The 13,465-nt window shown below is 71.7% G+C and carries 16 protein-coding genes; 10 read left to right on the plus strand and 6 right to left on the minus strand.

Annotated elements, in window-relative coordinates:
* Positions 1 to 2 precede the first annotated feature (2 nt).
* The 6 genes from IE246_RS18845 to IE246_RS18870 all read left to right on the plus strand — a co-directional run bounded on the left by IE246_RS18845 (position 3) and on the right by IE246_RS18870 (position 4,372).
* A complete protein-coding gene (locus tag IE246_RS18845) occupies positions 3 to 143 on the plus strand; it encodes a cytochrome c oxidase system small membrane protein (protein WP_189992529.1) in 141 nt (46 codons plus the stop codon).
* A gap of 4 nt (positions 144 to 147) precedes the next feature.
* The gene (locus IE246_RS18850) at positions 148 to 783 is read left to right on the plus strand and encodes a cytochrome c oxidase assembly protein (protein WP_189992530.1); all 636 of its coding nucleotides are present in this window, start codon (positions 148 to 150) and stop codon (positions 781 to 783) included.
* Between the two features lie 66 nt (positions 784 to 849).
* Positions 850 to 1,635 (plus strand): cytochrome c oxidase subunit 3, encoded by a 786-nt coding sequence (locus tag IE246_RS18855; protein ID WP_189992532.1) that lies wholly within the window; start codon positions 850 to 852, stop codon positions 1,633 to 1,635.
* 109 nt (positions 1,636 to 1,744) lie between these two features.
* The gene (locus IE246_RS18860) at positions 1,745 to 2,026 is read left to right on the plus strand and encodes a DUF983 domain-containing protein (RefSeq protein WP_308434498.1); all 282 of its coding nucleotides are present in this window, start codon (positions 1,745 to 1,747) and stop codon (positions 2,024 to 2,026) included.
* Between the two features lie 121 nt (positions 2,027 to 2,147).
* Positions 2,148 to 2,870, plus strand: a complete 723-nt coding sequence (locus IE246_RS18865) for an SURF1 family protein (protein WP_189992536.1) — start codon at positions 2,148 to 2,150, stop codon at positions 2,868 to 2,870.
* Complete coding sequence (locus IE246_RS18870) at positions 2,867 to 4,372, plus strand: carboxypeptidase M32 (protein ID WP_189992539.1); 1,506 nt, start codon at positions 2,867 to 2,869, stop codon at positions 4,370 to 4,372. The genes IE246_RS18865 and IE246_RS18870 overlap by 4 nt, the downstream gene beginning before the upstream one ends.
* Before the next feature lie 130 nt (positions 4,373 to 4,502).
* Here IE246_RS18870 and fabF read toward each other — a convergent pair whose 3' ends face one another.
* The 3 genes from fabF to IE246_RS18885 all read right to left on the minus strand — a co-directional run bounded on the left by fabF (position 4,503) and on the right by IE246_RS18885 (position 7,592).
* Positions 4,503 to 5,771 carry a beta-ketoacyl-ACP synthase II gene (fabF, locus tag IE246_RS18875; RefSeq protein WP_189992540.1) on the minus strand — a complete coding sequence of 423 codons (1,269 nt, stop codon included), beginning with the start codon at positions 5,769 to 5,771 and terminating at the stop codon, positions 4,503 to 4,505.
* A gap of 86 nt (positions 5,772 to 5,857) precedes the next feature.
* Positions 5,858 to 6,313, minus strand: coding sequence for a MarR family winged helix-turn-helix transcriptional regulator (locus IE246_RS18880; RefSeq protein ID WP_189992543.1), 456 nt, complete (start codon positions 6,311 to 6,313; stop codon positions 5,858 to 5,860).
* Positions 6,314 to 6,377: 64 nt separating this feature from the next.
* On the minus strand, positions 6,378 to 7,592 hold the full coding sequence (locus IE246_RS18885) for a citrate synthase (protein WP_229837379.1): 1,215 nt from the start codon (positions 7,590 to 7,592) through the stop codon (positions 6,378 to 6,380).
* A 78-nt stretch (positions 7,593 to 7,670) separates the two neighbouring features.
* Here IE246_RS18885 and IE246_RS18890 point away from each other — a divergent pair, with 78 nt between their 5' ends.
* The 3 genes from IE246_RS18890 to IE246_RS18900 all read left to right on the plus strand — a co-directional run bounded on the left by IE246_RS18890 (position 7,671) and on the right by IE246_RS18900 (position 9,988).
* Positions 7,671 to 8,801, plus strand: coding sequence for a citrate synthase (locus IE246_RS18890; RefSeq protein ID WP_189992545.1), 1,131 nt, complete (start codon positions 7,671 to 7,673; stop codon positions 8,799 to 8,801).
* A gap of 174 nt (positions 8,802 to 8,975) precedes the next feature.
* A complete protein-coding gene (locus IE246_RS18895; RefSeq protein WP_229837380.1) occupies positions 8,976 to 9,581 on the plus strand; it encodes a DUF433 domain-containing protein in 606 nt (201 codons plus the stop codon).
* Complete coding sequence (locus IE246_RS18900; RefSeq protein WP_189992549.1) at positions 9,578 to 9,988, plus strand: PIN-like domain-containing protein; 411 nt, start codon at positions 9,578 to 9,580, stop codon at positions 9,986 to 9,988. The genes IE246_RS18895 and IE246_RS18900 overlap by 4 nt, the downstream gene beginning before the upstream one ends.
* A gap of 29 nt (positions 9,989 to 10,017) precedes the next feature.
* Here the strand turns inward: IE246_RS18900 and IE246_RS18905 are convergent, their stop codons facing one another.
* The 3 genes from IE246_RS18905 to IE246_RS18915 are packed head-to-tail and all read right to left on the minus strand — an operon-like array spanning position 10,018 to position 11,910.
* On the minus strand, positions 10,018 to 10,377 hold the full coding sequence (locus IE246_RS18905; protein WP_189992551.1) for a putative quinol monooxygenase: 360 nt from the start codon (positions 10,375 to 10,377) through the stop codon (positions 10,018 to 10,020).
* A 45-nt stretch (positions 10,378 to 10,422) separates the two neighbouring features.
* Positions 10,423 to 10,968, minus strand: a complete 546-nt coding sequence (locus IE246_RS18910) for a DUF2061 domain-containing protein (RefSeq protein ID WP_189992553.1) — start codon at positions 10,966 to 10,968, stop codon at positions 10,423 to 10,425.
* Positions 10,969 to 10,989: 21 nt separating this feature from the next.
* Positions 10,990 to 11,910, minus strand: coding sequence for an NAD(P)-dependent oxidoreductase (locus IE246_RS18915; protein ID WP_189992554.1), 921 nt, complete (start codon positions 11,908 to 11,910; stop codon positions 10,990 to 10,992).
* Positions 11,911 to 12,038: 128 nt separating this feature from the next.
* Here IE246_RS18915 and thrC point away from each other — a divergent pair, with 128 nt between their 5' ends.
* Positions 12,039 to 13,454: a threonine synthase gene (gene thrC / locus IE246_RS18920; RefSeq protein WP_189992555.1), complete on the plus strand. Its 1,416-nt coding sequence runs from the start codon at positions 12,039 to 12,041 to the stop codon at positions 13,452 to 13,454.
* Positions 13,455 to 13,465 lie beyond the last annotated feature (11 nt).

The following is a 13,465-nucleotide window of genomic DNA, read 5'->3' on the forward strand; positions in this document are numbered from 1 at the left end:
ACATGGCGGACCGCGATCGCAAGCCGGGAACGGAGCAGGACCAGTGGGTGGTCGCCCGCCGCGGCAAGAACATCGCCATCTTCAGCACCATCATCGCGCTGGCGGTGCTGTTCTTCGTGATCACCATCCTGCGGATGAGCTGAACCGATGAGCGCGGATCAGGACCTCGACCTCGAGACCCGGGTGCGGCGCGCCCGCAACCTGCGGACCGGCGGCATTCTGGCCGGCGTGGTCGTGGGCATGGTCGGCATGGCCTATGCGGCGGTACCGCTGTACGAGATCTTCTGCCGGGTCACCGGATACGGCGGGACCACCCAGGTCGCGACCGCAGAGTCCGACCGGATCCTGGACCGCACCATGACGGTGCGATTCGATTCGAACGTGAACCCGGAGCTGCCCTGGCGGTTCGAGCCGGTGCAGCGCTCGATGTCGCTCAAGGTGGGCGAGACCAAGCTGGCGTTCTACCAGGCCACCAACACCGGCACCGAGACCGTGGTCGGGACCGCGACCTTCAACGTCACGCCGGACAAGGCCGGGCTGTACTTCGACAAGATCGACTGCTTCTGCTTCACCGAGCAGGTGCTGCGCCCGGGCGAGACCGTCGACATGCCGGTGTCGTTCTACCTGGATCCGGATCTCGCCGACGATCCGAAGATGGACGGCGTGACCACGATAACCCTGTCGTATACTTTCTTCCGCGCCCAGGATCAGGCCAAGGCGCGGCAACTCGCCGAATTGCCGGGGGCCGCCGAGCCGGCTGCCACCGGCGACCTGAAACGATGACGAAGCACCACGCGGGGGTGCCCCGGTCGGCGGACGACCCGGGCCGCACGTGAGACGAGGGGACTGATGGCACACGAACAGAAGCATCCTTACCATCTGGTCGAGCCGAGCCCGTGGCCGTTCGTCGGCGCCGGGGCCGGTTTCGTGCTGGCGGCCGGGACCGTGCTCTTCATGCATGGCAAGCCGTTCGGCGCGCCGATGTTGATCGTCGGCCTGCTGCTCGTGCTGATGACCATGTTCTTCTGGTGGCGCGACGTCATCCGCGAGGCCCAGTACCAGGGTCATCACACCCCGGTGGTCCAGATCGGCACGCGCTACGGCATGATGCTGTTCATCGCCTCCGAGGTGATGTTCTTCGTGGCGTTCTTCTGGGCGTTCTTCGACATGGCCATGTACCCGCGCACCGGGGTGTGGCCGCCGGAGGGGATCGAACCGTTCGATCCCTTCGACCTGCCGCTGATGAACACCCTGATCCTGCTGCTGTCCGGCACCACGGTGACCTGGGCGCACGCCGCGCTGCTCCAGGGCGACCGCAGGAACCTGCTGATTGGCCTGGGCATCACCATCCTGCTCGGCCTCAGCTTCACGGCCCTGCAGGCGGTCGAATACAGCCACGCGGCGTTCGGCTTCACCGAAGGGATCTATCCGTCGACCTTCTACATGGCCACCGGTTTCCACGGCTTCCACGTGATCGTCGGAACCATCTTCCTGATCGTCTGCTGGTTCCGTGCCTATGCCGGCCACTTCACGCCGGAGCAGCATTTCGGTTTCGAGGCGGCGGCCTGGTACTGGCACTTCGTCGACGTGGTCTGGCTGTTCCTGTTCGTCTGCGTCTACTGGTGGGGCAGCTGAGCCGGATCGGAACAACGGGGGCGGACCGGTGAGCGACGCCTACGGTCCGCCTCCGTCCCCGATTGCCGCCGGCCTCGCCTGCAGGTGTCCCCGGTGCGGACGCGGCCGGTTGTTCAGCGGTTACCTGACGGTCGCCGAGCGGTGCGAGGCCTGTGGCCTGCCCATGGCCGACCACGACACCGGCGACGGTCCGGCGGTGTTCGTCATCTTCATCCTCGGTGCCGTGGTGGTCCCGCTCGCCCTGTGGGTGGAGGCGGCGTTCGAGCCGCCGCTCTGGCTGCACGCGGTCCTGTGGGGCACGGTGGTCATGGGCGGGACGATCGCCCTGCTGCGTCCGCTCAAGGGGGTGATGGTCGCGCTCCACTACCGGCACCGTACGCCGGGCGGCTGATAGCGGCCCTCCAGGCGCCGGGAACGCAAGGCGCGACGACGCGCCGCTTGCCCTTCGGGTTCCGGCGCCCGATCTAACGGATCCGCGGCCCCGTCCGCCCGACCACCGAGCCGAGACACCCATGCCGTTCCGCCCGCGCCTCTGGCCGACCCTGTTCACCGTCCCCGCCGTTCTGATGATGGTCGGCCTCGGCATCTGGCAGCTCGACCGGCTGGCCTGGAAGACCGCGCTCATCGACAGCTTCGAGAGCCGGGTCAACGAGGCGCCGGTCGCGCCGCCGGCCGCCGTCGACGACGCCGAGGCCTGGCGGTTCCGTCACGTCCGGGCGACCGGGCACTTCCTGAACGACAAGGAACTCCAGCTCACCGGGCGCCCCTTCGAGGGCAATGCCGGGTTCCACGTGCTCACGCCGTTCGTCGTCGATGGCGGGCCGACCGTGCTGGTGAACCGCGGCTGGGTGCCGCTCGACCGGCGGCGGCCGCAGGATCGCCCGGAGACCCTGAAGGGCGGGACCGTGACGATCGACGGCATCGTTCGGATCGCCGGGCAGAAGGGCGCGTTCGTCCCGGACAACGAGCCGGACCGCGACATCTGGTTCACCGTCGATCCCCGCCAGATGGCCGCGCATCTCGGCATCGGCCCGGTCGCCGGCTACTATGTCGACGTGCTGCGGCCGGGCGCGAAGCCGACGGAGCTGCCGATCGGGGCGGTGCCGACCATCCAGGTCCGCAACGAGCACCTGCAGTACGCGCTCACCTGGTTCCTGCTCGCCGCCACCCTGATCGTGGTCTACGTGGTCTGGCACGTGCAGGCCGACCGCAAGGAGCGGGAGGACCGGGCATGACCGCCGCGTCAGCCACCCCCGCCGCCGACGCGCTGGAGGCGCGGTTCCGGCGGCTGTCCGCCATCGAGGGCGCGCTCGGCGTGCTGTCCTGGGACCGGCTGGTGATGATGCCGCCGGGCGGCGGCGACGCCCGCGCCGAGCAGTCGGCGACCCTGGGGGTGCTCGCCCACGAGATCCTGACCGCGCCGGAGGTCGGCGACCTGCTGGAAGCCGCCGCGGCCGAGCCGCTGGCCGGCTGGCGGGCCGCCAACCTGCGCGAGATGAAGCGGCGGCACGCCCACGCCACCGCGCTGTCTTCGGCCCTGGTCGACGCGATGGCCCGGGCGTCCGCGAAGTCCGAGACGGCGTGGCGCGCTGCCCGGGCGGAATCGAGCTTCGCCGGCGTGCGCGGGCCCCTCGGCGAGGTCCTGCGCCTGACCCGCGAGGCGGCATCGGCCAAGGCCGAGGTGCTCGGCCTCGAGCCCTACGCGGCACTGCTCGACCAGTACGAGCCGGGCGGCTCGGTGGCGCGTATCGAGGGACTGTTCGCCGAGCTCGAGGCCGCCCTGCCGCCGATCCTGGAGGCGGTGCTCGAGCGTCAGGCCCGGGCCGGCGACCCGGAGATGCCGACGGGCCCGTTCCCGGTGCCGGCCCAGCGCGGCCTCGCCCGCGACATCATGGCGACGCTCGGCTTCGACTTCACCCACGGCCGGCTCGACGAGACCCTGCATCCGTTCTGTGGCGGCGTGCCCGACGACGTCCGGGTCACCACCCGGTTCTCCGAGAGCGGCTTCGTGTCGGGCGTCATGGGAGTGATCCACGAGACCGGCCACGCCCTGTACGAGCGCGGCCTGCCGGCCGAATGGCGCGGCCTGCCGGTCGGCGAGGCCCGCGGCATGGTGCTGCACGAGAGCCAGTCTCTGCTGATGGAGATGCAGGCCTGCCGGTCGCCGGAGTTCCTGGCGCACCTGTCGGGGATGGCCCGGGCGGCGTTCGGTGGCGACGGCAGCGCCTGGGACCCGTCCAACCTGCGGCGCATCTACACCCATGTCGAGCGCGGCTTCATCCGGGTCGAGGCCGACGAGGTGACCTACCCGCTGCACGTCATCCTGCGGACCCGGCTGGAACGGGCGCTGCTGGCCGGCGACCTGGCGGTCGGCGACCTGCCGGGCGCCTGGAACGCGGGCATGCGCGACCTGCTCGGCGTGACGCCGCCGGACGATACGCGCGGCTGCCTGCAGGACATCCACTGGTACGACGGGGCGGTCGGCTACTTCCCGACCTACACCCTCGGCGCGCTGGCGGCGGCCCAGCTGTTCGCGGCCGCCACCGCGGCCGATCCGGCGATCGTCGAGGCGATCGGGCGGGGCGACTTCACCCGCTTGCTCGCCTGGCTGCGCCCGAACGTGCACGGGAAGGCCAGTTCGGCGACCACCGACGAGATCCTGACCGCCGCGACCGGCGCGCCGCTCGGCGCCGGGGCGTTCCTGGCGCACCTGAAGCGGCGTTACCTGGACGGGTAGGGCGGCGCGCCTCGGCCCCGGATCGCCGCTGGTGCGGCGTCCGGGATGAGGTTTGAAGGTGACGTCCACATGGGTCCTCATCCCGGACCGGCGCGTGTCAGCGCGGCCGATCCGGGACCGAGCCGCGCCGTCAGCCGTCCCACCGCCTGAAGATCAGCGTCGCGTTCACGCCGCCGAAGCCGAAGCCGTTGGACATGGCGTAGTCGACGCCGGTCCGCCGGGCGGACGGCCCGATCAGGTCGAGGCCGTCGGCTGCCTCGTCGGGATCCTCCAGGTTCAGGGTCGGCGGCAGCTCGCCGGTGCGCAGCGCCTGGATCGAGAATACCGCCTCGAGCCCGCCGGCCGCTCCCAGCAGGTGGCCGGTCGCCGACTTGGTCGACGAGATCGCCACCCCGGCGCCGGTGCCGAACACCGTTCGGATCGCCGCCAGCTCGCCGGCGTCGCCGACCGGTGTCGAGGTGGCGTGGGCGTTCAGGTAACCGATCGCCGACGGCTCCAGCCCGGCCTGGGCCAGCGCCTGGCGCATCGCCCGGGCGGCGCCGTCGCCGTCCTCCGGCCCCGAGGTCATGTGGTAGGCGTCGGCGGTCGTGCCGTAGCCGACCAGCTCGGCCAGCGGGGCGGCGCCGCGCCGCTCGGCGTGCTCGAGCGCCTCGATCACCACGACGCCGGCGCCCTCGCCCATTACGAAGCCGTCGCGCTGCCGGTCGAACGGCCGCGACGCGGCCGACGGCCGGTCGTTGAAGCCGGTCGAGAGTGCCCGGGCGGCGGCGAAACCGGCGAGGCTGACGGTGTCGATGCAGGCCTCGGCGCCGCCGCACACCGCCACGTCGATCTCGCCGGCGCGGATCATCCGGGCGCCGTCGCCGATCGCCTGGGCACCGGCCGCGCAGGCGGTCACCGGGGCGCCGAGCGGGCCCTTGAAGCCGTGGGCGATCGAGACCTGGCCGGCCGCCAGATTGGCCAGGAACGACGGCACGATGAACGGCGACAGCCGCCGGGTGCCGCGTTCGGCGACCGTCCTGGCCGCCTCCATCATGGCCGGGAACCCGCCGACGCCCGAGGCGATCACCGTCGCCGTGCGCTCCTGCTCGCGGACGTCCTGCGGCTGCCAGCCTGACTGCCCGACCGCTTCGCCGGCGGCGACCATGGCGAACTGGATGAACCGGTCCATCTTCTTGAGGTCCTTCGGCGCGATCGCGACCGTCGGGTCGAAGCCGGCCGGGTCCGCGTCCTTGCCCGGCACCACGCCGCCGACCCGCGCCGGCAGGTCGGCCGCCACCGGATCCGGCAGCCGCACCAGCCCGGAGTGCCCCGAGACGAGGCGGTTCCACACGGCGTCCACGCCGACCCCGAGCGGCGCCACCACGCCCAGCCCCGTCACCACCACGCGTCGTGTCATGCCCCCGGCTCCTCATGCGATCTCAGAGTACGGAACAGATATGTATATACACAGTTAAAAGCAAGGACCGTCCCGCCGGTGCGCCGTCAGTCCTGCGTCGGCCCGGCATCGCGGGCCGCCGTCCGAAGCCGCTCCAGGGCCGCCCGGGCGTCGGCGAGCCCCTCCTCTCCGAGGGCGGAGACCAGGCGGCCGTGGGCCTCTTCCCAGATCGGCACGGCCGCTTCGATGACGGCGCGGCCTGAAGCGGTCAGCGCGAAGCGCTTGGCCCGGCTGCCGGCCGGGCGCTCGGATTCGATCAGCCTGTTGCGCTCCAGCAGCTTGAGGTTCCGCACCAGGGTCGAGCGGTCGAGCACCAGCAGCTCGGCCAGCTCCGCCATGCCGGCCTCGGGATGCAGGGCGAGAGCGCCCAGCAGGTGGAACTGCGTCGTCGGCACGCCGAGGCTGCGCATGGTGGCGCCGTACACCCGGGCGACCGCCCGAGCGGTCATCGCCGTCTGGAGCGCCAGGCACTCCCTTTCCATGCGCTGCAGGCCGGAGGTCATGCCCCGCCTATAGCCGCTTGCCGGCGGCTCGGCAACGCACCCGGCGCGCGATCGCGCTCGAGCGTCACGGCCGGGCCCGGTTGCCGTGGGCCGGCCGCGGTTCCGGCCCGGTGTAGCGGGCGCGCGGCCGGATCAGGGTGCCGGACGCCAGCTGCTCGGCGGCGTGGGCGAGCCAGCCGACGCTGCGGCCGATCGCGAAGACCCCGATCGCCCTGTCGGCGTCGAGCCCCCAGGTGGCGGCCAGGGTGGCGAGCCCGAAGTCCAGGTTCGGGCCGAGCCCGGTCGCCGCCCGCCCGGCCGCCGCGACCGCGTCGACCACGTCGAGCAGCGGCTGTGGCCCGGTCGCCTTGCGCACCGCCTGCAGGGTCGCGGTCGCCCGCGGGTCGCCGTCCGGGTACAGCGGGTGGCCGAAGCCGGGCAGGGCCTCGCCGCGGCGCAGCCGCTCGGTCACCGCCGCCCGGCCGTCGCCCAGCCGCAGCGCCTCGTGGATCAGCGCCAGGGTCTGCGGGGTCATGCCGCCGTGCCGGGGGCCCTCCAGGGTGGCGAGCCCGGCGATCACCGCGGCGTACGGGGTGGCGCGGGTCGAGGCGGCGACCCGGACGGCGAAGGCCGAGGCGTTCAGCTCGTGGTCGGCGCACAGCACCAGGGCGGTGCGGATCGCCTCGGCCGCGGCCGGCACGCCCCAAGCGGTCGCCAGCACCCGGTGCGCCGGACCGTCGGGCACCGCACCGTCCGACCACACCGAGACCAGATGCCGGACGATGCGGGCGCCGGTTCGGGCCAGCGCCGGCGTGGTGCGGGCATAGGCGGCGACGTCGGCGCGGCCGGCCACCGCCAGCCGGGCGATCGCCCCGGCGATCCCGGGGGCGGCCGGGGGCTCGGGTTCGATGACCACGTCGGCGAACGGGTCGGAATCGTCGAGCTGCCACAGCAGCCCGGCGACGGTCTCGAGCGAGGCGGACTCGGCGAGCGCCAGCGCATCGCGCCCGCGGTAGTACAGCCGGCCGCCGTCGATCAGGGTGATGGCGCTGTCGAGTAGCGGCGCCCCGAAGTCGAGGGCGCGATCGGGCGTGCCGCCGCTGCCGGCGTCGCCGTGGCTGCGCAGCCGGCGGATGTCGGTCGCGGCGTACAGCCGCCTGCGCGAACCCGGCTGGCCGCGCGATTCGACCAGCCCGCGGCTGACATAGGCGTACAGCGTGGCCCGGCTGACGTTCAGCTCGGCCGCGGCCTCGGCGGCGGTGATCCAGGCCCTGGAGGACGATGCGGCGCGCTCGGACATTGACTGTATGTATCAACATTGATCAAGATTGATGAGCGTCGCATATCCCTCGCCGGACAGCAAGCGAGGAGACCGACGATGACGACGATGGACGACGTGGTGGCGGCCGAGACCGTGCTGAGCCGGGTCGACGGCGAGGGCGGGCGCCTGGTGGTGCACGGTCTCGACCTGGAGGACCTGGTCGCGGCCCACGGCTTCGAGGCCACGGCGGCGCTGCTGTGGGGCGCGATCGATCCGGAACTGGGCGACCTGGAACTGGGCGACCCGGAACTGGGCGACGCTGGTGAGGTGGCCCGGGCGCTCGGCTCGGCCCGCGCCCGGGCGTTCGCGCGGGTGCCGGCGATCCTGGCGGCGACCGAAGACCTGGCGCCGATCGACGCGCTGCGGGCCGGCATCGCCTGCCTGGCGGCCGACGGCGACCGCGCGGCCGTCGTGCTGGCGACCGCTGCGATGCCGGTGCTGCTGGCGGCGGCCTTCCGCCGCGACCGCGGCCTGCCGCCGGTCGCTCCGGACCCGGCGCTCGGCCAGGCGGCCGACCTGCTGCGCATGCTCGACGGCACGCCGGCCGATCCCGGCCGGGTGCGGGCGCTCGAGACCTACCTGGTGACGGTGGCCGACCACGGCATGAACGCCTCGACCTTCGCGGCCAGGGTGATCGCGGCGACCGCCTCGGACCCGGTCTCGGCGGTCGCCGGCGCCGTCGGCGCGCTGAAGGGCCCGCTGCACGGCGGGGCGCCGGGGCCGGTGCTCGACATGCTGGACGCGGTCGGCACGCCGGCCAACGCCGCGGCCTGGATCGCGGCGGCGCTCGACCGCGGCGAGCGGCTGATGGGGTTCGGGCACCGGATCTACCGCACCCGCGACCCGCGCGCCGACGTTCTGAAGGCGGCGCTCGCCGCGCTCGGGCCGCGCGACCCGGCCCGCACCGCGCTGGCCGAGGCGGTCGAGCGGGCGGCCCGCGACGCCCTGGCGGTGCGGTATCCGGGGCGCCGGCTCGACACCAACGTCGAGTTCTACACCGCCCTGCTGCTGGAGGCGGTCGGCATCGACCGGGCGTTGTTCACCCCGATGTTCGGGGTCGGCCGCGTGGTCGGCTGGACCGCCCACGTGCTGGAGCAGCGCGCCACCGGCCGGCTTATCCGCCCGAAGGCCCGCTACGTCGGCCCGGTGCCGGCGGGCGACACGTTCCGGGCGGCGGCGAACGGCTGAGGTCGGAGCTCCGTACGCCCTCCAGTTGGGCGTTCGTGATGCCGTCGGCCCGTGTTACCGTCCGCGACGGTCGTCGCGCAGGGGAACACTTCGTTGACAGACACGGCTCTCATCGGTGTCGGACTATACACGTTGGCGGAGGCGGAGCGCCTAGTCGGAGTACCGGCAGGAAAGGTGGGACGCTGGCTGCGGGGGCATCGTGCGCATGGACGGCAGTACGAGCCACTCTGGAAGCCGGAGGTCGATCTCGGCGATGAAAGGATCTACCTCGGTTTCCGGGATCTGATGGAGGTACGAGTCGCGGCTGCGTTCATCCATGCCGGGCTCAGTCCTCAGAAGGTGCGGCGTGCCATAGACTTGGCACGCGAGATGATCGGTCTCGACCGTCCGCTTTCGACGGTCCACTTCCGTACGGACGGACGAACGGTCTTCCTCCGCATGGCCGAAGACGACAGGGATCGACTGATCGACCTGTTCCGCAAGCAGTATGCGTTTCGAGAGATCGTCGAGCCGAGCCTGAAGCACGTCGATTTCGGCGAGGACGGAGTTCCCAGACGATGGTGGCCACTCGGCCGTCGCGGGCACGTCGTCGTTGATCCCGAGCGAGCCTTTGGTCAACCGATCGAGAGTACGACGTCAGTGCCGGTTGCGTCGCTCGTTGCGGCGGTCAGTGCCGAGGGATCCGTCGAGGCTGCGGCGGCAGCATGGGATGTTCCATCTTCGGCAGTTCGACATGCTCTGGAGTTTTCCAGCCTCGGTGAAATGCGAAAGGCGGCGTGAAGGTCTTCTTCGACAATTGCACTTCACCTGTGTTGGCGTCGTCGCTGGACGGCTTGATCCGTCATGACGGCCATGCCGCTGCACACATTCGAGATCTGCCGTGTGGTCGGCACGCAAAGGATATTGAGTGGTTTCAAATGCTTCGTGACGATCCGAATGAATGGATCGTGATAACGGGCGATGGCCGGATATCGAAGAACGCAGCAGAGCGGGCGGCTTTCCGTTCGGCCGGGCTTTTCGGCATCGTTCTGGCGCCTGGCATTCTTCGCCTGCGCGTGAATCAACAGGCGTCGATATTGCTGTGGCGATGGCCCGATATCATGAGCCTCCTTCGACTGGTGGGCCGTCCGGCTCTGAACGAACTGCCTCAGAACCGCGGTTCCGCACTCCGTACGCTTCCACTCTGAGGCGATACCCGAAATGGCTGAGGGGGCAGCTACCGGGCGAAGCCGCCGAGCGGCTTCATGTACACCGCCCCCATCCGGTCCAGGGCCTTGGTGGCGGCCTCGTCCGGGCTGCCGTAGACCGTCAGGCGCTTCGGCTCGGCGATCGCCAGGAACCGCTTGGCGGCGTTCGCCCCGAACCAGGCGATGTGGGTCATGACCGCGGCGGAGTCCCGGTAGCGCTCGTAGATGTGGCAGGTCGCACCGTCGCCGGAGATCGCCCACTCGTAGTTCAGGGCGTCGGGCTCGTTGTCCCGGGTCGCCGCGACCATCTCCTCCATCAGCGCGCGGAACGCGTCGAGCTGGCCGTCCTTGACGGCGACCTCCAGCATCCAGTGGACGTTTCCGGTCATCGTCGGGATTCTCCCTGCTGAGGGGGTGCGGCGGCGCCGGCCCCGCTATCGTTCCGGGCGCGGCCGGAAGATGTCCCAGGCCACGTCGTTGGTGGCGTAGATCGCGGTGTCGATCGCGAACGCGGCGGCGGCGAACCCGGCCGACGGCAGCAGCGATCCGGTGAAGGCGTACGACAGCGCCAGGTTCCGCGCCCCGGTCAGCACCTGATAGCCGACCGCCTTGGTCGCCAGGGTGTCGGCCGTGGTCTCCGACGGCGGCGGACCGAAGCGGTCCCAGGCCAGCTCGTAGGGGTAGTACAGCATCGCCGCGGTCGCGGTGTTCGCCACCAGGAAGATCGCGCTGGTGCCGGCGCCGGCCTCGAAGATCGCCCCGAACAGCGCCATGTCGGCCAGGTTGGCGGCGGTCTGGAAGGTCAGGGTCTTGTAGGCCGCCCGCTCCCAGGTCGAGAGCGGGTCCGGCTCGGCGGTGGGCGTGGCGGGAACCGCGGTGGGCGGGGCGGCGGGCGGCTCGGTCGCCAGCGCCGGACCGACCGTTCCGAGCATCAGCGCGGCGGCGAGCGTTCCGGCAGCCAGTGACCCGCTTCCCGCCATGGCGCTGGACCCTCCCTCCGCCTACTCCTCGGCGCCTTCGGCCGGCATCCCCGATTCCAGGGCGCCGGCGACGATCTCGGCGACCTCCTCGGCAGTCAGGCCGATCGTGCGGTCCTCCGGGAGCTCCTGGCCGAGCGCGGTGGCGGTCACCAGCCGGTAGATGTCGGCGGCGCCCAGGAACAGCTTGGGGTCGAGCCCGACGTCGGCGACGGTGCGGGCGATCTCCTCCATCTCGCCGACCCAGCGATAGGCCTTCGGCGCCATGTCGGGCAGGGAGCGCGCGAACCGGTCGCTCAGCATCCGCTGGCTGGCCGCCATCTCGGCCCGCAGCTCGCGGTCGACGCCATAGGCCTTGGCGGCCGACAGCGACACCGTGGCGAGCGCGGTCAGCCCCTTGGTGACCGCGGCATAGCACATCTTCAGGGCCGAGGCGGCGCCGACCCCGCCCGGCACCGAGCGCACGTCCAGGCCGTAGCGCCGCAGGCCGAGCGCGAACTGCACCGCGTCGGCGGCGCCGGAAATGTAGATCCGGGGCCCCAGGCTGTGGCCCGGCCGCGGCGGCGGGCCGACGATGCCGCCGTCCAGGAACGGGCCGCCGACGGAGTCGACGATCTCGCCGGCCTCGACGGCGGTCGCCGGCGCGGTGGCGTTGAGGTCGATGTACAGCGGCTTGTCGGCGACCGCGGCGAGCGCCGAGGCCAGCCGGGTCGCCATGTCGACCGCCTGGTCGGGGGGCAGCACCGACAGCACGATGTCGGCGTTCTCGATCGCTTCGACGTCGTCGCGCGCGTCGACGATGCCGGCCAGCGAGGCCAGCCGCTGGGTGCGGGGCGACCGGTCGGCCAGGTTGGTGGTCACCCGCAGACCCGCGTCGACCAGCACCCGGCCGATCGAGGAACCCATATCGCCTGGTGCGAAGATCGCCACCGTCCGCAATGCCATGAAGTCGACCCCGGCTGCCCGTTTCCCGGCTGCGCCAAACCGGCGCGGCGTCCCAGATTGCACCACGGTTGCACCCGGATGACGCCACCGATAGGTTACCGCGTCATTATCCGGGGATACACATCTCAGTGCAGTACATCAGCACCCGCGGCCGCGCTCCCGCACTTCCCTTCGACGAGGTTCTGCTGTCGGGCCTGGCGCGCGACGGCGGGCTGTACGTGCCGGCGGTCTGGCCGCTGTTCTCGCGCGACGACATCCGGGCCATGAAGGGGCTGTCCTACGCCGAGGTGGCGCTGCGGGTGATGCAGCCCTTCGTCGGCACGACCGTGCCGGCCGACGCGCTGCGGGGGATGGTCGAGGAGGCCTATGGCGGCTTCGGCCACAGCTGCGTGGCGCCGCTGAAGCAGATGGCGCCGAACCTGTGGCTGATGGAGCTGTTCCACGGGCCGACCCTGGCGTTCAAGGACTACGCCATGCAGGTGCTGGGGCGGCTGTTCGACCACGTGCTCAGCGCCCGCGGCGAGCGGGTGACGATCGTCGGCGCCACCTCCGGCGACACCGGCGCCGCCGCCATCGAGGCCTGCCGCGACCGCGACAACATCGACTGCTTCATCCTGTTCCCGAAGGGCCGGGTGTCGCCGATGCAGCAGCGCCAGATGACCACGGTCGACGCGCCGAACGTGCACGCCATCGCGGTCGAGGGCACCTTCGACGACTGCCAGGACCTGGTGAAGGCGGCGTTCAACGACGCCGGCTTCCGCGACGCCTACGGGCTGTCGGCGGTCAACTCGATCAACTGGGCGCGGATCATGCCGCAGATCGCCTACTACTTCTGGGCGGCGGTCAACCTGGGCGCGCCCGAGCGGGCGGTGTCGTTCGCCGTGCCGACCGGCAATTTCGGCAACGTCTACGCCGGCTACGCCGCCCTGCAGATGGGGCTGCCGGTCGAGCGGCTGGTGGTCGCCAGCAACGCCAACGACATCCTGGCCCGGTTCTTCGCCAGCGGCACCATGGAGATGCGCGGCGTGGTGCCGACCCTCAGCCCGTCGATGGACATCCAGGTGTCGAGCAATTTCGAGCGGCTGCTGTTCGACCTGTTCGACCGCAACGGCGCCGAGGTCGAGGCGACCCTGACGGCGTTCCGCAAGGACGGACGGTTCGCGGTCGGCGACAACCAGCTCGGCCGGGCGACCGCGCTGTTCCAGGCCGGCCGCATCGACGACGACGAGGCGGTCGCCACCATCCGCCGGGTCCGCGACGAGACCGGTGAGCTGCTGGACCCGCACACCGCGACCGGCATCGGCGTGGTCGAGCGGACCCGCGCGCTGCGCGATCCGGCGGTGCCGGTGGTGACGCTGGCGACCGCCCATCCGGCCAAGTTCGCGGCGGCGATCGAGCGCGCCGTCGGCGCGCCGGCCGCCCTGCCGGAGCGCATGGCCGACCTGATGGACCGGCCCGAGCGCATGCCGGTGATCCCGAACGACCTCGCCGCCCTGCAGGCCTACGTCAAGGACCACGCGGTGGCCCGCGGAGCCGCCGCGTGAGCGTCGCCGTT

This window comes from Thalassobaculum fulvum (assembly GCF_014652915.1).
Taxonomy (GTDB): Bacteria; Pseudomonadota; Alphaproteobacteria; order Thalassobaculales; family Thalassobaculaceae; genus Thalassobaculum_A; species Thalassobaculum_A fulvum.